The 19,844-nt window shown below is 45.4% G+C and carries 18 protein-coding genes; 11 read left to right on the forward strand and 7 right to left on the reverse strand.

Annotated features, from left to right (window positions below; all coding sequences use genetic code 11):
* The first annotated feature begins 135 nt into the window (after positions 1 to 135).
* The 4 genes from ribE to pgpA all read left to right on the forward strand — a co-directional run bounded on the left by ribE (position 136) and on the right by pgpA (position 2,668).
* A complete protein-coding gene (gene ribE, locus AB4623_RS02160) occupies positions 136 to 606 on the forward strand; it encodes a 6,7-dimethyl-8-ribityllumazine synthase (RefSeq protein WP_004741508.1) in 471 nt (156 codons plus the stop codon).
* On the forward strand, positions 606 to 1,073 hold the full coding sequence (nusB, locus tag AB4623_RS02165; protein WP_004734399.1) for a transcription antitermination factor NusB: 468 nt from the start codon (positions 606 to 608) through the stop codon (positions 1,071 to 1,073). Before ribE ends, nusB begins: the two co-directional genes overlap by 1 nt.
* A 114-nt stretch (positions 1,074 to 1,187) precedes the next feature.
* Positions 1,188 to 2,162: a thiamine-phosphate kinase gene (gene thiL / locus AB4623_RS02170; protein ID WP_372145679.1), complete on the forward strand. Its 975-nt coding sequence runs from the start codon at positions 1,188 to 1,190 to the stop codon at positions 2,160 to 2,162.
* Positions 2,162 to 2,668 carry a phosphatidylglycerophosphatase A gene (pgpA, locus tag AB4623_RS02175; protein WP_017060782.1) on the forward strand — a complete coding sequence of 169 codons (507 nt, stop codon included), beginning with the start codon at positions 2,162 to 2,164 and terminating at the stop codon, positions 2,666 to 2,668. Before thiL ends, pgpA begins: the two co-directional genes overlap by 1 nt.
* Positions 2,669 to 2,795: 127 nt before the next feature.
* Here pgpA and dxs read toward each other — a convergent pair whose 3' ends face one another.
* From dxs to xseB, 3 genes are read right to left on the reverse strand one after another with little or no spacing between them, the layout of a single operon-like run.
* Positions 2,796 to 4,679 (reverse strand): 1-deoxy-D-xylulose-5-phosphate synthase, encoded by a 1,884-nt coding sequence (gene dxs, locus AB4623_RS02180; protein ID WP_102331960.1) that lies wholly within the window; start codon positions 4,677 to 4,679, stop codon positions 2,796 to 2,798.
* Positions 4,680 to 4,700: 21 nt separating this feature from the next.
* Positions 4,701 to 5,585 carry a (2E,6E)-farnesyl diphosphate synthase gene (gene ispA / locus AB4623_RS02185; RefSeq protein WP_017063336.1) on the reverse strand — a complete coding sequence of 295 codons (885 nt, stop codon included), beginning with the start codon at positions 5,583 to 5,585 and terminating at the stop codon, positions 4,701 to 4,703.
* Positions 5,586 to 5,605: 20 nt separating this feature from the next.
* On the reverse strand, positions 5,606 to 5,848 hold the full coding sequence (gene xseB, locus AB4623_RS02190; protein WP_004734405.1) for an exodeoxyribonuclease VII small subunit: 243 nt from the start codon (positions 5,846 to 5,848) through the stop codon (positions 5,606 to 5,608).
* Between the two features lie 298 nt (positions 5,849 to 6,146).
* Between xseB and pomA the strand changes: the two genes are divergently transcribed.
* The 7 genes from pomA to rlmM all read left to right on the forward strand — a co-directional run bounded on the left by pomA (position 6,147) and on the right by rlmM (position 13,302).
* Complete coding sequence (pomA, locus tag AB4623_RS02195) at positions 6,147 to 6,911, forward strand: flagellar motor protein PomA (RefSeq protein ID WP_017060778.1); 765 nt, start codon at positions 6,147 to 6,149, stop codon at positions 6,909 to 6,911.
* A gap of 12 nt (positions 6,912 to 6,923) precedes the next feature.
* A complete protein-coding gene (locus tag AB4623_RS02200; RefSeq protein ID WP_017060777.1) occupies positions 6,924 to 7,871 on the forward strand; it encodes a flagellar motor protein MotB in 948 nt (315 codons plus the stop codon).
* A 318-nt stretch (positions 7,872 to 8,189) separates the two neighbouring features.
* Positions 8,190 to 9,638, forward strand: a complete 1,449-nt coding sequence (gene thiI, locus AB4623_RS02205; protein WP_372145648.1) for a tRNA uracil 4-sulfurtransferase ThiI — start codon at positions 8,190 to 8,192, stop codon at positions 9,636 to 9,638.
* Between the two features lie 663 nt (positions 9,639 to 10,301).
* A complete protein-coding gene (locus AB4623_RS02210) occupies positions 10,302 to 11,210 on the forward strand; it encodes a transcriptional regulator GcvA (protein WP_017063339.1) in 909 nt (302 codons plus the stop codon).
* Entirely contained in the window at positions 11,203 to 11,826 is a 624-nt protein-coding gene (locus AB4623_RS02215) for an alpha/beta fold hydrolase (RefSeq protein ID WP_017069501.1), read from the forward strand. The genes AB4623_RS02210 and AB4623_RS02215 overlap by 8 nt, the downstream gene beginning before the upstream one ends.
* Positions 11,816 to 12,214, forward strand: a complete 399-nt coding sequence (locus AB4623_RS02220) for a DUF423 domain-containing protein (protein ID WP_102319950.1) — start codon at positions 11,816 to 11,818, stop codon at positions 12,212 to 12,214. Before AB4623_RS02215 ends, AB4623_RS02220 begins: the two co-directional genes overlap by 11 nt.
* Entirely contained in the window at positions 12,211 to 13,302 is a 1,092-nt protein-coding gene (gene rlmM / locus AB4623_RS02225) for a 23S rRNA (cytidine(2498)-2'-O)-methyltransferase RlmM (protein ID WP_017063341.1), read from the forward strand. The genes AB4623_RS02220 and rlmM overlap by 4 nt, the downstream gene beginning before the upstream one ends.
* A gap of 80 nt (positions 13,303 to 13,382) precedes the next feature.
* On the opposite strand, the gene xni is transcribed toward rlmM, so the two are convergent.
* From xni to AB4623_RS02245, 4 genes are all read right to left on the reverse strand, one after another.
* Positions 13,383 to 14,156 carry a flap endonuclease Xni gene (gene xni / locus AB4623_RS02230; protein ID WP_017069498.1) on the reverse strand — a complete coding sequence of 258 codons (774 nt, stop codon included), beginning with the start codon at positions 14,154 to 14,156 and terminating at the stop codon, positions 13,383 to 13,385.
* A 93-nt stretch (positions 14,157 to 14,249) separates the two neighbouring features.
* Positions 14,250 to 15,614 carry a nucleotide 5'-monophosphate nucleosidase PpnN gene (ppnN, locus tag AB4623_RS02235; protein ID WP_372083585.1) on the reverse strand — a complete coding sequence of 455 codons (1,365 nt, stop codon included), beginning with the start codon at positions 15,612 to 15,614 and terminating at the stop codon, positions 14,250 to 14,252.
* 243 nt (positions 15,615 to 15,857) lie between these two features.
* Complete coding sequence (locus AB4623_RS02240; RefSeq protein WP_372145650.1) at positions 15,858 to 17,423, reverse strand: GGDEF domain-containing protein; 1,566 nt, start codon at positions 17,421 to 17,423, stop codon at positions 15,858 to 15,860.
* Positions 17,424 to 17,541: 118 nt separating this feature from the next.
* Entirely contained in the window at positions 17,542 to 19,800 is a 2,259-nt protein-coding gene (locus AB4623_RS02245) for a tetratricopeptide repeat protein (RefSeq protein WP_372145652.1), read from the reverse strand.
* Positions 19,801 to 19,844 lie beyond the last annotated feature (44 nt).

Genomic DNA, 19,844 nt, shown 5'->3' on the forward strand with positions numbered 1-19,844 from the left:
TGCTTGGGATCAGCGCTGCATTATCATCTTTACATTGCCGGTGTCTGTTCTTCTAAATTACCATTAGATATTGCTCACAGTTTTGTGCTAGAATCCGGCGATTCTCACTTGATGAAAATAGTTAAAGGAAGGCTTATGAAAGTGATCGAGGGTGGCTTCCCAGCGCCAAATGCAAAAATTGCTATCGTTATTGCTCGTTTCAACAGTTTTATTAACGAAAGTTTACTTTCTGGTGCAATCGATACTTTAAAGCGTCATGGACAAGTAAGCGAAGACAACATCACTGTTGTTCGTTGCCCTGGTGCAGTAGAACTTCCACTTGTAGCGCAGCGCGTTGCAAAAACAGGTAAGTTCGATGCGATTGTATCTCTTGGTACAGTAATTCGTGGCGGTACACCTCACTTTGACTATGTTTGTAGTGAATGTAATAAAGGTTTGGCACAAGTGTCTCTGGAATATTCTCTTCCAGTAGCGTTTGGTGTTCTTACTGTTGATACGATCGATCAAGCTATTGAACGCGCAGGAACCAAGGCTGGTAATAAGGGTGCAGAAGCAGCACTTAGCGCACTTGAGATGATCAACGTTCTTTCTGAAATCGATTCCTAATGGGGGCCAGTGTGAAACCAGCCGCACGTCGTAACGCACGTCAATTTGCTCTACAAGCAATTTATTCTTGGCAAATTACTAAAGAAAATATTGCTACCGTTGAAGAACAGTTCTTATCTGGTGGTAAGTATGATGAAGAAGAGCATCATGCTGCAGAGCCTGCTCTTGCTATGCCAGAAACAGACGTTGCATACTTCCGCGACCTACTAACTGGTGTTGCTCTTAGCCACATGGAACTTGATAGCAAGCTTCGTCCATTCGTATCTCGCCCTATGCAAGATCTGGATCTGATGGAACTAGCGCTTCTACGTTTAGCTATGTACGAGATGACTCGTCGCGAAGATGTACCATACAAAGTGGTTATCAACGAAGCTATCGAGCTTGCAAAAGTATTTGCAGCAGAAGACAGCCATAAGTTTGTTAACGGTGTGCTTGATAAAGCTGCACCGCACGTTCGTAAGAAATAAGACGTTCGTATATTGAATCTAAAGGTCAGCTTTTATGCTGGCCTTTTTTGTAACTAAATTTCTGTAATATCCATGATTACGGCGATTTTTATGAGACTAAAGATAGGGCATGTGATGTCTGGCGAATTTAACCTGATTGAAAAATATTTTGTAAATCGACAACCACAACGTAAAGACGTTCTTCTAGCTGCTGGCGATGATTGTGCTTTGGTCAAAGCGCCGGGCAATGTTGAGATAGCGATCAGCACGGACACCTTAGTGGCTGGTACCCATTTCTTAGCTGAGGCGAATCCGGCTTGGGTGGCACACAAAGCGTTGGCTTCCAATATCAGTGACCTTGCTGCAATGGGCGCGACGCCTGCTTGGGTGTCTTTTGCTTTAACCATACCTGAAATCGATGAAGCATGGCTTGCTCCCTTCTGTGACTCCTTTTTTAAACTCGCAGACTACTTTGGTATTCAGTTAATTGGTGGCGACACAACCAAAGGTCCACTAAGCCTGACACTGACGGTACAGGGCTTTGTTCCTGAAGGACGAGCGCTGCGCAGAGATGGCGCGAAAGTGGGCGACTGGATTTACGTAACAGGTAATCTAGGTGACAGCAAAGCTGGCTTAGAAGTGTTACTTAACCCTGAGCAGAACAGAGCGAAGCCCTATGCTGCTGAGCTTGAAGAGAGACATTATGTGAGCGCCCCACGAGTGTTAGCGGGTCAGGCTCTAGTGAACCTTGCTTCATCTGCGATTGATATCTCTGATGGCGTTATTGCTGATTTAAAACATATCCTTAAGCGTTCTCAAGTTGGCGCGAGTATTGATGTAAGCACGCTGCCTATCTCTCCAGAGTTACGTCAGTTCGCTCCTGATATCACTTCAGCTCAGCAGTATGCGCTAACGAGTGGTGAAGAGTACGAACTGTGCTTTACTGTACCAGAAGAGAATAAAGGGTCGCTGGAAAGTGCTTTGTCACACACTGGTACAAAAGTCACCTGCATTGGCCAGATAAGACCTGTAGAATATTTTGAATTACACAATAATGGTGAACCACTAAGCTGGAACTTAACTGGTTACGATCACTTTAAGGTTAATTGATGACAAACCCACTTTCTCTTATTTCTCTTAAAAATCCTTGGCATTTCTTAGCAACGGGTTTTGGCAGTGGCTTATCGCCTATTATTCCCGGCACAATGGGCACGCTTGCGTCAATTCCGTTGTACCTATTGTTGGTTCAGCTACCGTTTCCTGCTTACGTTGCCGTGGTGGTGGTAAGCTGCATTATTGGTATTAAGATCTGCCAAGTAACGTCTGATGATATGGGCGTGCATGACCACGGTTCTATCGTTTGGGATGAGTTTGCGGGCTTTTGGATCACCATGAGCTTAGTGCCTATGCTGAATATCCCTGCCGATGACTGGAAATGGCTTCTGACTGGTTTTGTGCTTTTCCGCTTCTTTGACATGGTAAAACCTTGGCCGATTGGTTGGCTAGATGCGCGAATTCACGGCGGCTTGGGTATCATGATTGACGATATTGTAGCGGGTATTATGGCGGCTATTTCGTTGTATGCCGTGGCACATTTCGCAGGTTGGTTAGTGTGAGTTAACTGAAGGGCTAAGGTTTAGTTGGCGATACACCAAACTAATTAGCAGATACTAAAAAGGTTGACCCTAGGGCCAACCTTTTTTGTTTGCATAGCTTACGAGCTTACGAGCTTACGTATTAAAGCTACTTGGCAAGATAGTCAGTGATAGACTTCTCAATGCCTTTCGCGTCCAAACCAAGCTCTTCATGCAGTTCGCCTTGCGTACCTTGAGCAATGAACTTGTCTGGTAGGCCAAGGTTCAATACTGGCATCAGCAGTTTCTCTTGCATCAAGAACTCAATCACACCTGCGCCCGCACCACCTACAATCGCATTCTCTTCGATAGTTACCAGTACATCGTGGTCAGCAGCAAGTTGTTTGATCAGAGCTTCATCGAGTGGTTTCACAAAGCGCATATCTGCAACTGTCGCATCGATGACGTCAGCGGCTTGAAGTGCACTCTCAAGGAAAGTACCAAAGCTTAAGATAGCGACTTTCGAGCCATCTTTTGTTTTTTCGCTTTCGCGAACGATACGACCTTTACCAATCTCAAGCGCGGTAAATTTATTTTGTATCTCAGTACCCATACCATTACCGCGAGGGTAACGAACGGCACTTGGACCTGTATGCTGGTGGCCAGTGTAAAGCATTTGGCGACATTCGTTTTCGTCGCTTGGCGCCATGATCACCATGTTTGGAATACAACGCATAAAGCTTAAGTCGAACGCACCTTGGTGTGTTTGACCATCAGCACCGACAAGACCTGCACGGTCAATAGCGAACATGACCGGTAAGTCCATGATAGCCACATCGTGGATCAGTTGATCGTAGCCACGTTGTAGGAACGTCGAGTAGATAGCGACAATCGGCTTATCACCCGCAATCGCCATACCCGTTGCTAGGGTCACAGCATGCTGCTCAGCAATTGCTACGTCGAAGTATTGTTCTGGGTACTCTTTCGAGAAACGCACCATGCCAGAACCTTCACGCATTGCAGGCGTGATCGCCATTAGCTTAGGATCTTGCGCCGCCATATCACACAGGAAGTCACCAAAAATCTTAGAGAAAGTTGGTTTAGAGCTGGTGCTCTTAGGCAGACTTGAGTGTGCTGGATCGAATTTCGGTACGCCGTGGTAACCGATTGGATCTTTCTCAGCTGGCTCGTAGCCTTTGCCTTTCTTAGTCATGATATGCAGGAACTGAGGGCCTTTAAGGTCTCTCATGTTCTTAAGCGTTTTAATCAGCTCATTGACATCGTGACCATCAATTGGGCCAATGTAGTTAAAGCCTAACTCTTCGAACATGGTGCCAGGGACAACCATGCCTTTTAGATGTTCTTCTGTACGACGAACCAGCTCTTTAATCGGCGGAACGCCTGATAGCACTTTCTTGCCGCCCTCACGAATTGACGTGTAAAGACTGCCAGAAAGAACTTGAGCTAGGTGGTTGTTTAGCGCACCTACGTTTTCAGAGATCGACATCTCGTTATCGTTCAGGATAACCAGCATGTCATTGTGAATATCGCCCGCGTGGTTCATGGCTTCAAATGCCATACCCGCAGTAATCGCGCCATCACCAATCACACTCACGACTTTACGGTTCTTGCCTTCTTTCTTCGAACTGATAGCCATACCAAGTGCAGCACTGATCGATGTTGAAGAGTGACCAACAGAAAGGGTGTCGTATTCGCTCTCTTGACGCCATGGGAATGGGTGCAGTCCATCTTTTTGACGGATAGTCGACAAGCGGTCGCGACGACCTGTAAGAATTTTGTGCGGGTATGCTTGGTGACCAACATCCCAAACCAACTGGTCAAAAGGCGTGTTGTACACATAGTGCAGAGCAACTGTCAGCTCTACTGTACCTAAGCCTGACGCTAAGTGACCACTTGACTGGCTCACTGAGTTAAGAAGATAGGTACGTAATTCATCACAAAGCTGTGTCAGCGTCTCTTTTGGAAGTAGACGCAAATCCTCTGGCTTATCAGCCAAAGCAAGAGTTGGGTACTTTGATATATCAAGAGTCATAGGTAATGCGCGCTTATTGTCTTAGTTCTTGCGCTCGATGACGTATCGGGCGAACTCTTCGAGTAACTGGGTATTGTATGGGATTGCAGCCAAAGCTTGAAGCGCTTCCTGTAGCAGAGTTTGCGCTTTTTCTTGAGCGCCCTCTAAACCTAGCAAAGAAGGGTAGGTGCTTTTGTTCAATTCTTGGTCAGAACCCTGTGGTTTACCCAAAGTTTCAGTATCGCCAGTGATATCTAAAATATCATCTTGAACCTGGAATGCTAATCCAATGGCATCGGCGTACTTGTCTAATTGAGGCATCACTTCAAACGCTTTTTCACCAGCAGCGAGAGCACCTAAACGAATCGCACATTTCATTAGCGCGCCCGTTTTATTGCGGTGAACTTCTTCTAACTCTTCTAGCGTGACAGAGCGGTTTTCAGCTTCAATATCAAGTGCTTGTCCAATGCACATACCTTGTGCACCAGAGGCTTCGGCTAGGCGTTGAATCATTCGAACGCGATTGCTTTCACCGTCAGCACTTAATGTACCTTCCGCAAGTATAGTAAACGCGAGAGTTTGTAGTGCATCGCCAGTTAAAATTGCCGTTGCTTCATCGTATTTGATGTGACAAGTCTGATGGCCACGACGCAGTTCATCGTCGTCCATTGCTGGAAGGTCGTCGTGAATCAGAGAATAGGCATGAATACATTCGATTGCAGATGCTGGAGTGTCGAGTTCTTCAGCGGTGCAGCCGAGCATTTCCCCTGTAATGTAGACAAGAAATGGACGTGCGCGTTTACCGCCTAAAAGTAACCCATAACGCATCGCGTTGATCAGGTTCTGATCTTGGTGTGGTAGGCGATCAAGCCAAAGGTTCAGTTGCTCGTTATTACGTGCTTGATAAGACAATAAAGTCTCAATCATAGGGGATCTCATACAATTCGTTATTCTGGTTGTGGGTTAAAGTCACTAAGTTCTGCGTTTTCATCATTTTGCAGTAGGATGCTAACACGCTGTTCAGCATCGTTTAGTTTGCTTTGACCGGCACGAGCGAGGGAGATGCCTCGTTCGAACTTTTTCAGCGCATCATCTAAAGCTAGATCACCATTTTCTAGTTGATCAACCAAGCCATCAAGCTCTTCGATTGCTGCTTCAAAGCTCATATTTTCAGGTTTCTTAGTAGCCATAATAAATCTGCGTTTGGAAAGATGAACGAACGTTACCCTAGGCCGCTGAGATGGTCAAATGTAACCAAGAAATTTTGCTAGAAAGTTCGTTTTTAAGGGGCTTGAACGTACTTTGCTTGAATAACCTTAGCTTTATCGAGTTTATGCGCTACGTATAAGAGCAAAGTAAGCCAATAGTTGGGATTCAAAAACGAAAAGTGTGATACTTAGGCCAAGAATTTACTAAAAGATCTTATAGTCTTGCCGATACAAAGATTATCGTCGACATAGAGCTACAAAAAAGCATGAGGAGTGCTCAGTGGATTTAGCAACCCTAATAGGTTTGATTGGTGGATTTGCCTTTGTAATTATGGCAATGATCCTAGGTGGAAGCCTCGGGATGTTCTATGACACGACATCCATTTTGATCGTAGTTGGGGGCTCAACCTTTGTTGTTCTAATGAAGTTCACCATGGGACAGTTCTTTGGTGCGACTAAAATCGCAGGCAAAGCTTTTATGTTTAAAGCGGATGAGCCTGAAGATCTTATTGCGAAAGTTGTAGAGATGGCTGATGCGGCTCGTAAAGGTGGTTTTTTAGCACTGGAAGAGATGGAAATTAACAACAGTTTCATGCAAAAGGGCATCGATCTTTTGGTGGATGGCCATGATGGAGATGTAGTTCGTGCTGCACTGCAAAAAGACATCGCATTAACCACAGAGCGTCATGAGCAGGGCGCGAAGGTGTTCTCTGCATTTGGTGATGTAGCACCCGCGATGGGTATGATTGGTACCTTGGTTGGCTTGGTTGCCATGCTTTCTAACATGGATGATCCAAAAGCGATCGGCCCTGCGATGGCGGTGGCACTTTTAACCACCCTATATGGTGCGATTCTTTCGAACATGGTGTTCTTCCCAATTGCCGACAAGCTTGCGCTGCGTCGTGACCAAGAGACACTCAACCGACGTTTGGTTATGGATGGCGTACTCGCGATTCAAGATGGTCAGAACCCACGAGTAATCGATGGTTACCTGAAGAGCTACCTAAACGAAGGTAAGCGTACGATTGATGGTGAACCTGCGTAAGAGGAGTTGAAGATGGATGAAGAAAATCCATGTAAATGTCCTCCTCCGGGATTGCCTCAATGGATGGGGACATTTGCTGACTTGATGTCACTGCTGATGTGTTTCTTCGTACTGCTGCTCTCATTCTCTGAGATGGACGTACTGAAGTTCAAACAGATCGCTGGCTCGATGAAATTTGCGTTTGGTGTACAAAACCGCTTGGAAGTGAAAGACATTCCTAAAGGCACCAGCATCATTGCACAAGAGTTTCGACCTGGTCGTCCAGAGCCGACACCGATTGATGTGATCATGCAGCAGACGATTGATATTACGCAGCAAACGCTTGAGTTTCATGAAGGTGAATCGGAGCGTGCTGGCGGCACAATGCGTGACCAAGGCAAGATGACCGGAGGCAAGTCGCCAGAGGTCTCTACTCACGACAATCAAAACTCTGAGTCAGACCAACAGCAACAGCAAGCCGAAGCTCAATCGCAAGAGATGGAAACCTTGATGGAAAGCATCAAGAAGGCGTTGGAGCGAGAGATAGACCAAGGCGCGATTGAAGTTGAAAACCTTGGCCAGCAGATTGTGATTCGAATTCGTGAGAAGGGTGCATTCCCATCGGGTTCTGCTTTCCTACAGCCTAAGTTCCGACCTTTGGTGAGACAGGTTGCTGAGTTGGTGAAAGATGTTCCGGGTATCGTTCGAATCTCAGGGCACACCGATAATCAACGTCTTGATTCCGAGCTTTATCGCTCTAATTGGGACTTGTCATCACAGCGAGCAGTGTCTGTTGCTCAAGAGATGGAAAAGGTGCGTGGTTTCTCTCATCAACGCTTGAGAGTACGCGGCATGGCGGATACCGAGCCAGTCGAGCCGAACGATACTGAATGGCAACGTAGCCTCAACCGCCGCGTTGAAATCAGCATCATGCAGGGCGAGCCGCTTTACAGTGACGAAGTGCCTGTTATTAATGAATAGCCGATACGTGTACACACGGTAGCATGCAGATAGCATCGAAAGCCCAACCTTATAATGAGGTTGGGCTTTTTGTTTGCTGGTCTTCAATGGTTCTCTCTGCGGCATTTATGTCGTTTCGAAACCTGCTACTGTTAATAACAAGCGGTTTAATGATGGTGTTACAGCAAGCACTCTTTTCCTTGCTTCACTTTCTCATGTATAATTCGCGCCCTTAGATTTAGATATGATCTATTCTTGCTTCAAGTGCTGTGTAAATTCTCTAATTTACTTGGCGATGAGCGTTTTCAAAATTTTGAACATTAATGTTGTGAAAGTACTATGAAATTTATTGTTAAGCCCCATCCGGAAATTTTTGTAAAAAGTGAATCGGTGCGTAAGCGCTTCACAAGGATTCTAGAGTGCAACATTCGTAACGTTATTCAACGTCGCTGTGAAAGTGTTGCGGTATTCAACCGTCGCGATCATATTGAAGTGACGTCTGAGAGTGACCAGTACTACGCAGAAGTGTTAGAGGCCCTGACTCACACTCCAGGTATTCACCACTCTCTTGAAGTTCAACAGTCTGAATTCAAAGACTTGCACGATATTTACGAGCAAGTACTAGAACGCAGCCGTGCTGACATTGAAGGCAAGACTTTCTCTGTACGTGCTAAGCGTCGTGGTAAGCATGACTTTACCTCTATTGAACTTGAGCGCTACGTAGGCGGCGGTCTAAACCAAGCAGTTGAGTCAGCGAAAGTTCGACTTAAGAACCCTGATGTAACCGTTAAGGTTGAAGTGGCTAACGACAAGCTTAACCAAGTTCTAGCTCGTCACAAAGGCCTAGGTGGTTTCCCTCTTGGTACTCAAGAAGATCTACTGAGCTTGATCTCTGGCGGCTTTGACTCTGGTGTTTCAAGCTACCTGCACATCAAACGTGGCTCAAAGGTTCACTACTGTTTCTTCAACCTTGGTGGCCCAGCGCACGAGATTGGCGTTAAGCAAGTAGCTCACTACCTATGGAATAAATACGGCTCATCTGCAAAAGTGAAGTTCATTTCTGTAGACTTTGAACCTGTGGTTGCTGAAATCCTTGAGAACGTAGAAGACGGCCAAATGGGTGTTGTTCTTAAGCGTATGTTCATGCGTGCTGGTGGTATGGTTGCAGAGCGCTTCGGTATTGAAGCTCTAGTAACGGGTGAAGCACTTGGTCAGGTTTCTAGCCAAACGCTAACTAACCTTCGCCACATCGACAACGTGACAGATACTTTGATCCTTCGTCCGCTTATCAACTGGGACAAAGAAGACATCATCGACCTTTCTCGTATCATCGGTACTGAAGACTTCGCTAAAGTAATGCCTGAGTACTGTGGTGTTATCTCTAAGAAACCAACAGTGAAAGCGAAGAAAGGCAAACTAGAAGCAGAAGAAGCTAAGTTTAACTTTGAAGTGCTGGATCAAGTGATCGAGAACGCTCGTGTTATGGATATCCGTGACATCGAGAAAGAGAGCCAAGAGCAAGCGCCTGAAGTTGAACAAGTTCAAGCTGTTGCTGAGCACGCTATCGTTCTTGATATCCGTAGCCCAGAAGAAGAAGACGAAAGCCCATTAGAGATCGAGGGTGTTGAAATTAAACACATCCCATTCTTCAAGCTTTCGACTCAGTTTGGCGACCTAGACCAAGCGAAAGAGTACTTGCTGTACTGTGACCGTGGTGTAATGAGCCGTCTACAGGCACTTTATTTAAAAGAGCAAGGCTTCCATAACGTGAAGGTTTACCGCCCATAGTGGTATAGAGTAGCCGAATATTTTGCAAAGCCGTTTACTGAAAAGTAAGCGGCTTTTTTATTTTCTATTGTGAATGTTTTACAGTAGGCAGTAAGAGGCGCGAGTTTGTCGAGTTATCATCATGCTCTGTCTTGAGACTCTGAGATTGAAATGATGGGGTTTAAGTTGGCTTGTAGGTGACCGAAGAAGTGTGAGTATCTGAGGAACTCTGTTACTTTTTAGTGCTATTCAATGGTTCTATTTGTATGTGTTCAGTTGATTATTTGAGTGGGTGTCTGATTCTGTGATTAACGATGAAAAATAACAAAGATTAATTAGCACAGCTATTGATAAACTTGTTGTTATTTTTCTTTGCACATAAAAAAACACCGCCCATAAGGCGGTGTAAACAAATTTGACAGACAGGTCAAAATAAATACAGGAAGTACATGTCTCGTTTCAGTATAGAACTGCAACAAAACATTTGGTAGAACTCTACCCAACTCGAAAAGAACGAGTTTGCAAACACAACATCGCAGGAGCTAAACCAATTGATTCTAGAGAGAATCAAGCCGTTCAGGCTAGCTGCTGCGGGATGAAATATAGAATTTCTCTGGCCGCTAGGCAATGGACAAATTATAATGTTTCAGATAAAAAAAACTAATGCTTATTTAGAGAGTACCTATGTCTCGTCGATTACCCCCATTAAACTCGCTAAGAGTGTTTGAAGCTGCAGCTCGACACTTGAGTTTTACGCGTGCTGCAGAAGAGTTGTTTGTTACTCAAGCGGCAGTCAGTCATCAGATCAAAGCGCTTGAAGAATTCTTATCTTTGAAGCTGTTTCGCCGAAGAAACCGCTCTTTGCTGCTAACTGAAGAAGGTCAAAGCTACTTCTTAGATATCAAAGATATTTTCACATCACTAGCAGAAGCGACAGACAAAGTGCTGGAGCGAAGTGAGAAGGGCGCATTGACCATCAGTTTACCGCCGAGTTTTGCTATTCAATGGTTGGTACCAAGGCTCGCTGACTTTAATCAGCAAGAGCCTGATATTGATGTAAGAATCAAAGCCGTTGATATGGATGAAGGCTCGCTAACCGATGATGTAGACGTCGCTATCTATTATGGCCGAGGGAATTGGTCGGGGCTCAGAGCCGATAAACTTTACCAAGAATACTTAATTCCTCTTTGCTCACCTTCCGTGCTGCTAGGAGCTAAACCTTTAGAATCTCTCAGTGATTTGGCATGTCATACGCTACTGCATGATACATCTCGAAAGGATTGGAAACAGTTTGCTAAGCAAAATGGTATTGATGGGGTAAACGTTAATCATGGCCCTATCTTCAGTCACTCAACCATGGTATTGCAGGCGGCCGCTCACGGGCAAGGTATTGCTTTGGGTAATAATGTGTTGGCGCAACCTGAAATCGAAGCAGGTCGTTTGATTGCACCTTTTGATGAAGTGTTGGTAAGTAAGAACGCCTTCTATGTAGTGTGTCATGAGAAACAAGCTGACATGGGGCGTATTGCGACTTTCCGTGATTGGATGTTGGCGAAAGCGCAAAGTGAACAAGAGGACTTACTTGATGAATAACCTCATCATTGATGGTGAAGACAACCCAATAACCTTTATCTTTGCACATGGTGCTGGCGCAGGTATGGATCATGAGTTCATGCAGTCGGTAGCAAAAGGGTTGGCGTTTAAAGGGATACGAGTGATTCGTTTTAATTTCCCTTACATGATCAAACGTGCTGAAGATGGTAAGCGTCGTCCACCTGATCGAGCCCCTAAACTGCTCGAAGCTTACCAAGATATTATCGGACAGGTAGATGCCGATAAGCTTGTGATTGGCGGTAAGTCGATGGGAGGACGTATGGCGAGCCATTTGTCTGAAGTTGATAAGGTGGCTGCAATGGCCTGTTTAGGCTTTCCTTTTCATCCGCCAGGCAAACCAGAGAAATACAAAGGTGAGCACTTGGCTGAGTTAGCAAAGCCATGCCTCATTTTACAAGGTGAGCGCGATACCTTTGGTAAGCGTGAAGAGTTTGCTGATTTTGATCTGTCTGATTCTATTCGTGTTGAATTTATTCCCGATGGCGACCACAGCTTTAAACCTCGTAAGAGTTCTGGTTACACCGAGCAGCAGAATATTGCGTTAACCGTTGAGAAGTTATCAGCGTTTATCAAAGAGGTACTCAATGAGAAGTAAGTATTTACTCACGTTTGCTGGCATCTCTGGTGCGGTTGCTGTGATGCTTGGCGCCTTTGCAGCTCACGGTTTGAAAGCTATCTTGTCTGAATATCTGCTAGGCGTGTTTGAGACGGGTGTTCAGTACCAATTTATCCATACTCTAGCGATATTGGCGTGTGGCGCTCTGCTGCAGATGAAACTTGGCGCTAAATCACAAAAATATTTTTTCATTGCGGCAATTTGCTTTATCATCGGCATCCTTTGTTTTAGTGGCAGCCTTTATGGCTTGGCACTGACAGGAATAAAATGGTTTGGCCCTATCACTCCGTTTGGTGGTCTACTATTTATCATTGGTTGGGGAGTCTTCTCCTTCGCTGCTTTGAATATAAAAGAGGTAACTCAGTGAAACACGTACTACTTTATTGTCGCTCTGGTTTTGAAAAAGAATGTGCTGGCGAAATTCAAGACAAGGCAACACAACTGGAAGTGTTTGGTTTTCCTCGCCTAAAGAACAATACAGGTTTTGTATTGTTTGAATGTTATCAAGCAGGCGAAGCCGATAAACTGGTAAAAGAGATCGATTTCCAATCACTGATCTTTGCTCGTCAAATGTTGGCAGTGGCTGTTGAAATTAAAGACCTGCCAACCGATGACCGTATTTCTCCAATTCTTGAGGCGCTTTCTGAGAAAGAAGGTTTCCCTCGTTGTGGTGATATCCGTATTGAAACGCCAGATACTAACGAAGCAAAAGAGCTTTTGAAGTTCTGCCGTAAATTTACCGTGCCGATGCGTCAAGCGATGCGTGGTAAAGGCCTGATGACAGCGAAAGATAACGCTAAGAAGCCTGTGCTTCATTTATGCTTCATCGCTCCGGGCCACTGTTTTGTTGGTTACTCTTACCCAACGAACAACTCCCAGTTCTTTATGGGTATCCCTCGTCTGAAGTTCCCATCAGATGCGCCAAGCCGTTCTACATTGAAGCTAGAAGAAGCATTCCACGTATTCATCCCTCGTGATGAGTGGGACGAGCGTTTGGCTCCAGGTATGTGGGGTGTTGATTTAGGTGCATGTCCAGGTGGTTGGACTTACCAATTGGTTAAGCGCTCGATGTTCGTCCACTGTGTTGATAACGGCATGATGGCAGACAGCCTAATGGAAACAGGTCAAATTAAGCACCACATGGTGGATGGCTTTAAGTTTGAACCAGACCGTAAGAACGTAACTTGGATTATCTGTGACATGGTTGAGAAGCCAGCTCGTGTTGCTCACCTTATGGGTGAGTGGATCATCAAAGGCTGGGCGAAAGAAGCACTGTTCAACCTTAAACTGCCTATGAAAGGCCGTTACGATGAAGTACTGCAAGATATCGAGAACCTAAAAGTGTTCCTGATTGAGAACAAAGTGAAGTTCAAGATGCAGGCTAAGCACCTTTACCACGATCGCGAAGAGATCACGGTCCACATTCAGGCGCTTTCAAACATCTCACCGCACTAATATTTACGTTAGTGTGTCAGTGATAAAAAATGCTCCTTTAAGGGGCATTTTTTGTATCAATATTATCGAGTCACAGCGACTTAAGCGTTTGCTTCGTAACGAATATCTTGCAGGTTGAACCCTAAATCAATATCGGTTTTGAGTGCCGATACTTGCTTACATACACGAGCGGATTCGATGTGTTCGTCGAACTTCTTACGATATTTTTTCGGCAGATCTTCTGCTTGATAGGCCGCTTCGATATCTGGGTAAGTGGTCAATATCTCTTTGGCTGCTTTTGGCCCGATACCTGGGATGCCCGGTACTTGGCTTGAGCTTACGCCCGTTAATCCCCAGTAATCCGCCAGTTGTTCAGGTTTAACGCCAAACTCAGCTTCGATAAAGGGTTTATCTAACCAGCGGTGCTGGAAGTAATCTCGGATCTGAAGCGTTGGTGACAACAGTTGGCAGTAGCCCTTATCCGTCGAGACGATGGTGACGGTTTCTCCGTGGTCAGCCACTTTCTTTGCCAGTGTTGCGACGAGATCATCCGCTTCATCGCCATCAGACAGCAGTGAATCAATGCCTAACTCCCACCAAGCTTGTTGAATAGCATCAAGGCCTTTCATCAATGGTTCTGGCATCGGTTTACGATTCTGCTTATAAGCAGGAAGCACATCTGCGCGCCAGCCACGGTCTTGTAAATGGTGATCAAATACCGCGATGATGTGGGTGGGCTTTGATTCATTCAGAATCTTATTGAGAGTGCGAATTGTGGTGGTAATGGTTCTTGCTATATCGGTTGGATCCGGCTGAACAGAGTGCACGCGTCGGATGAGGTTTAAGGCATCGATAATAACAAGATGGATAGACATAAGTTTCCACTAAATAGGCAATAAAAAAGGGGCTGCTAGCCCCTTATAGTAACGTATCACTTGGTGAGTTGAAACGTTGGTAACGTAAACGCCTTAATCACGTGAGGCGATTTTATAGCAAGGCACGTAGTCGGTCCCTCCCGGTAACTTCATTCGATGTTGCTCAACAAAGTCATTCAGCAGTTGGTCCATCTTGGTCATTAGCTCTTTGTCGCCATCAATTAGGAATGGGCCGTGCTTCTCGATCTCCAGAATACCCTCTGCTTTGACGTTACCAGCCACAATGCCTGAGAACGCTTTACGTAAATTAGCGGCTAGGCTTTCTGTTTTTTGGTCCATATGAAGATCAAGCGCCGCCATAGATTCGTGTGTTGGGTCGAATGGCAGTTGGAACTCAGGCTCAATATGCAGTGACCAGTTGTAGCTGTAGGCATCGCCAGTCTCTTTACGGTGAGAGCGCACATCTGGCATCGCTTGTTTCATGATTTTCGCAGCGCGTGCTGGGTCATCAATCACGATTTCATAATGTTTCTGTGCATCAGGCCCTAGAGTTTCACCAATGAACTTATCGATCGAGCGGAAATACGCTTCACTCTCTTTCGAGCCAGTTAGGACAATCGGCATTGGCTGCTCGGCGTTATTCGGGTGCATCATGATCCCTAAGATGTACAGCAGCTCTTCGGCCGTGCCTGGGCCGCCTGGGAAAATGATGATGCCATGCGCCATACGAACGAATGCCTCAAGACGCTTCTCGATATCTGGCATGATCACCAGTTCGTTTACTATCGGGTTTGGTGGCTCAGCGGCAATGATTGAAGGCTCTGTCAGCCCTAAGTAACGATGATCAGTATAACGTTGCTTAGCGTGACCAATAGCCGCGCCTTTCATTGGCCCTTCCATCGCACCCGGTCCACAACCGGTACAGATGTTCAGCTCACGTAGGCCCAGTTCATTACCCACTTCGCGAGTGTACTGGTATTCAGTGGCATTAATTGAGTGACCACCCCAACACACGATCAGGTTAGGCTCGATGCCCGGCGTAAGTGCACCTGCATTTCTCAAGATACCAAACACAAGGTTAGTAATGTGAGTGGCATTAGTCAGGTTGAGCCTTTGGTTATCGGCTAAGTGCATGTTGACGTAAACAATGTCACGCAGCACTGAAAATAGGTGCTCTTGAATACCCTTGATGATTTCACCATCGACAAAGGCATGCTCTGGTGGGTTGCTCAGCTCGAGTTTGATACCACGCTCACGTCGCACTACCTCAACATCAAACGATTGATACTTGTCGAGTAGCTCTTTGGAGTTGTCGGTGTGGCTACCTGAGTTGAGTACCGCTAACGTACAGTTACGATACAGTTGGTATAGATCACTAGACGCGGTTTTCTTAAGACGCTCAACCTCAAGTTGAGAGAGTAAATCCATGCTACCGGCAGGGCTGATATGAGTGATCATAGTGCCTCCTTGTTGAAAAGAGCAGAGGACGTTGAAGTGACCCTCTGGCTCGAGAGTGAGAAGCAAACGTTGAAAGTGTTTGGTTAAAGGTGGGGGAGAGTTAACCAGACGAAACGGATACGACAGCGTTGCTTGCCAAGAATGCTTGTTAAGCGAATGTTAATCATTAGCTTAGCAAACATTGAGGGAAATGGTATGTGATAAGTATTTGAAAAAATGAAATAAATTAAATCTAGGGCTGGCCTAGTGCCAAACAAGTTGGTTATTACCGCGTTGTTTTGCTTTATTTAGTGTTGTATTGAGTCGCTCTAACACTTCTTCAGGTGTATCTGACTCTTTAAACTGAGTACTTGCCGCGCATAAAGTAATCGTGATTTGTTGGTCACGGAACTTAAAGGGTAAGCGGCTTACTTGAGTTTGAATGTTCTGAATCACTTGCTGACAATATTCATCGGTTTGCTCTGGCAATAGTAAGACAAATTCTTCACCTGAAAAACGCGCCACAGTATCGGTCGTGCCTGCTTCTTTGGTGATGGTTCTTGCGATGATCTTAAGCGCTTTATCGCCGGCGGTATAACCAAAGCTATCGTTAATGGCTTTGAAGTTGTCGATGTCCAGAAGTACTACGCGCAGTGAGTGTTGTGCGCGGATCCAGCGGCGATACTCAAGCTCTAAGCGATCAGTAAAGGCAGTGCGATTGTAAACCTTGGTTAGAGGATCAAGCAGCATACGCTGAGCCTGATCTTCCAAGCGCTTACGGTAATCTTGCGTCACTTCATAGAGTGAATCTAACTGAGTCTTTCCGTAACTCATTCTCTCTATCAGAGCTTGTTCTTTTTGCTCTGCGTGGTTCAGCCTTTCCGAAAGAGAGGCAATTTCACTGAGTAGCGGATTAATCGACAGCTTTAAACTATCAATATCTTTCGCTTTATCTACCGAGCTTTGGCTTCTAGTGACTAGTTCATTTAACTCAGAGTTTAGACCTTGTCGGTGCTCAAAGTAGCTCTGGCTCTGGTCGGCATTTTGGTCTGCCGTTTTGATGCTGGACGCTAAAGAAGAATTAAGCTGATCGATGAATTGTTCAGACTTCTTACGTTCTAGGTTGGTGCCTTCAATAACCAGTTTGAGGATCTGAAGTGTTAGCTCAAGTAGGTTTTGTGTGGAAACACCAAGCAGCAGCTTCGCTCGAATATCGGTAAGCAGATCACCCGATTCACCCTCGAAGTCGAGTTCAGTGATCAGATGTTGTAGTTCGTTTGATAGGTCGGAAAGGAGCTCTTGTTCCGGAGAGTGCGCAGCGTCAGCAAAATGGGTGCGTGAGTTATTCGCCATAATCTTTATGGCACGCTCATAAATACCGAGAAGTTTCATGGCGTGGTCGACTTTCTGACTGCCATTGCATTCGGAGAAGCTAAGTAAGTTTCGTAGGTCGCGTTTGAGCTGTGCTGGAAGGCCAGTTATGCGCTGCAGCGTTTCCCCACTGTGCTTAATGCTATCGTCCAGATACCCGTTCTGTTTATCCATAGCCAACGTTTTCTGCTTAAGCATCCTTTCTAATACTGCCAGTTTTGGGATCATTGAGCTAATGTCTTTTTGCTTTTCTAGCTCTTCCCTAAGGGCAATGAGGTTTTCATCTAAATGGCTGTTACTACCAACACATGCATCACTTAAAGACGTGACGATACGCTTTAGAACTTTCTGTTCTCTAATAAACTTGAACGAGGTGTCTCTTTGCGTCAAACGGACCTGCTCCAACTGAGATTTCAGCTGGTGGAGTTGCGCCTGAATGTCTTTTTCAAGAATGCCCATAGATGTATTTATTAGCGCCGCGTAGACCGATCTCGATCATTTTGATGAAATTCCGTTACATCGATAATAACAAAACTAAAAATAAGGTCACGACTTGCTGCTCTTAACCGCTCGCAAATCAGTCATCTTTTAGCATTTTTTTGATGTTGTCCTCATTCTGGTACGAGGATTGTATTTTTATTAACCCTTGATTAATCGCATGTTTACACGCTTCTCTTATGTTACCAGTTGCAAGGCTCGCTGCTGGTGCATTATCGATAGCTTTTAGATAGACCCATTGGCTACTGCGCTCTTTGAGACTGATCTCACGGGCGAGATTGGTCGACATCAACAATACGTCGAGCAGCTCTTGATCGTTAATTGCGGTGTAAGCGCGTGGCAAGAATGGGTAGTCAGCGATGCCCATACGGACCGTTCGGTTGATGTTTCGCTCTGTTTCGAAGTCATTCACCCAAGACTGAATCTTTCTGAACATGTCCTCAGGCGACAAATCACGGTCCGCGTTTGGCTCGATATAAAGCAGGTTCGCATCCGAGAAGTGGTAGACACGAGCTGGGCCTTCAAGCTTAGATTTTAGGAATTCACCGAAAGCGTCTTCCAGTTCTAGACCGGCTTTGTAACCGTTCTGCGTGTACATATTGCGTAAGAACGGTAAATCAATCATCACGAAGCGTAAGCGGTCGTTGAGTGGCTCATGAATCAATTCGCCAAGTTGCCACTGTTCGAAGGTCTGGCTGGTTTGTTCCAGCGAGTTAGAGAGCTTCGCATTGAGCATTCTTAAGTTCGGAAGCTTTGAACGTGAGTGCGTAAATAGGTCGGTGCGCAGTGAGTCCACTTCTTTGGCTAAGGTTTGAATGAGATAGCCACGGCGCAGAACAAAGAAGAACAAGACAATGCTGAACAGGAATAGGGCGAACGATATTTTTTGGAACTTACGATGCTCCAGTTTGTATTGCTCTAGCTCTTGCGCTTGGCCTGCGTAGTGCAGGGTTTGTTCGGCAAATTCTTTCTGTTGACGGAACGCGTCTTCGCCAACACGGTTGAGTTTTTGCTGCTCTAGAGAGACAAGGCTGTTGTATTGCTTGAGGTTTGCCAATGCTTGCTGTGGACGACCTGCCTGTTCATAACCCAAAGAAAGTAAGTAGTACGAGCGTTGTGAAAGGCGCATGTTCTCTATCTGGCGTGAGATCTCAAGTGCACGTGTCGCATGCTTTATCACGTCTTCGCTTTCTTGTAGGTGATACGCTAACCCTGCAGATAACAGTGCAGCACGGCCTTCCAGCTTTGGAATGTCGGTATATTCCAGCAGCTCAAGGGCACGGGTTAGGTACTGTTCTGCTAGAGGGTAGTTATAAAGGCGTAAGTAGGTCGCCGATAGACTTAGTCGGATATCAATGACTTGGTGGATATCTCGGTCAGTGCTTTCGTGATCAAGAACGTTGAAGAAGTGTACCAAGGCAAGGTTATATTTCCCTTGATAGAAGTACACATCCCCCATTTTCTTAAGCACTTGTGCTAAGACAGGCGAGTTTTCAAAGTTGTCATAGAAATCAGCGGCTTGAGATAGGTGTTCTAACGCTTTATCCAACACTTGGCGCTCAAAGAAAAGCTGCGCAAGTAGGCGGTTGACCTTGGCCAAACGTGAACTTAGATTGCCCTCTACTGATTTCCAGTAGCCATACAACAACTCGGATAACGCGTGGTTGTACTCTTTGTGAGTCAGATAAAACTCGCCGACGGAGATATGGTAGTCGATGGTGACTTTTTCAGAGTAACGTTGATCGAGGTAGGTTTTCGCTTCTTGGTAGAACTTCTCGGCTTCATCGACCTTATTGTCATAAGAGGCAATATCAGCTTTCAGCATGATCAAACGATAGGTAATACCTTCTGTTAAACGCAAGGTTTTATTCACCGATTCTAGGTTTGCTTCGATACTCGCCAGCTCTGTTTTTGCTTTGGCTGATTTCCTGTCACTCAGCCAAAGTAAGCGTACTTTTAGGATCTCAAGATCCAGTTTTAGGTACTCAAGCTTATAGGTTTTCGCAAGCTCAAATGCTTTGTCGATATGTTGAATCGCAATATGAATATTACCAAGGTTGTATTCTGCTTTCGCTAATATCTTGTAGGCATCAATACTGCTGTTTGGGGTTCTGATCGAAGAGTCTGTCTCTTCGCGAGAAATAGCCGATGGGCTTTTCTCGCTTTGGTCTGAAAGGATACGTAGCGTTAGGTAGCTGTTGGCCATTTGTTTTGCTTGGCTCGGCTCGATCTCAACCAAATTATTGGCTTCATTGAGTAGCGCCGACGAATAAACCGACGCATTGACCGATGTGCTTAAGCTTAAAATAAATAGACTAACAACGTATAACCAACGCATTTCAATGTCCCTTTAAAGATTTGGTAGGTTCAAATAAGTGTGGG

This window comes from Vibrio sp. 10N.222.52.C12, assembly GCF_041474215.1.
In the GTDB taxonomy this organism is placed as follows: Bacteria; Pseudomonadota; Gammaproteobacteria; order Enterobacterales; family Vibrionaceae; genus Vibrio; species Vibrio crassostreae_C.

Coding starts and splice junctions, on each gene's coding strand:
- AB4623_RS02240 (WP_372145650.1), bottom strand. CDS start 17,423: ATGGGCATTCTTGAAAAAGACATTCAGGCGCAACTCCACCAGCTGAAA.
- AB4623_RS02245 (WP_372145652.1), bottom strand. CDS start 19,800: ATGCGTTGGTTATACGTTGTTAGTCTATTTATTTTAAGCTTAAGCACA.
- dxs (WP_102331960.1), bottom strand. CDS start 4,679: ATGACTCTTGATATATCAAAGTACCCAACTCTTGCTTTGGCTGATAAG.
- nusB (WP_004734399.1), top strand. CDS start 606: ATGGGGGCCAGTGTGAAACCAGCCGCACGTCGTAACGCACGTCAATTT.
- ribE (WP_004741508.1), top strand. CDS start 136: ATGAAAGTGATCGAGGGTGGCTTCCCAGCGCCAAATGCAAAAATTGCT.
- AB4623_RS02210 (WP_017063339.1), top strand. CDS start 10,302: ATGTCTCGTCGATTACCCCCATTAAACTCGCTAAGAGTGTTTGAAGCT.
- ispA (WP_017063336.1), bottom strand. CDS start 5,585: ATGATTGAGACTTTATTGTCTTATCAAGCACGTAATAACGAGCAACTG.
- pgpA (WP_017060782.1), top strand. CDS start 2,162: ATGACAAACCCACTTTCTCTTATTTCTCTTAAAAATCCTTGGCATTTC.
- xni (WP_017069498.1), bottom strand. CDS start 14,156: ATGTCTATCCATCTTGTTATTATCGATGCCTTAAACCTCATCCGACGC.
- AB4623_RS02220 (WP_102319950.1), top strand. CDS start 11,816: ATGAGAAGTAAGTATTTACTCACGTTTGCTGGCATCTCTGGTGCGGTT.
- AB4623_RS02200 (WP_017060777.1), top strand. CDS start 6,924: ATGGATGAAGAAAATCCATGTAAATGTCCTCCTCCGGGATTGCCTCAA.
- thiI (WP_372145648.1), top strand. CDS start 8,190: ATGAAATTTATTGTTAAGCCCCATCCGGAAATTTTTGTAAAAAGTGAA.
- AB4623_RS02215 (WP_017069501.1), top strand. CDS start 11,203: ATGAATAACCTCATCATTGATGGTGAAGACAACCCAATAACCTTTATC.
- xseB (WP_004734405.1), bottom strand. CDS start 5,848: ATGGCTACTAAGAAACCTGAAAATATGAGCTTTGAAGCAGCAATCGAA.
- ppnN (WP_372083585.1), bottom strand. CDS start 15,614: ATGATCACTCATATCAGCCCTGCCGGTAGCATGGATTTACTCTCTCAA.
- thiL (WP_372145679.1), top strand. CDS start 1,188: ATGTCTGGCGAATTTAACCTGATTGAAAAATATTTTGTAAATCGACAA.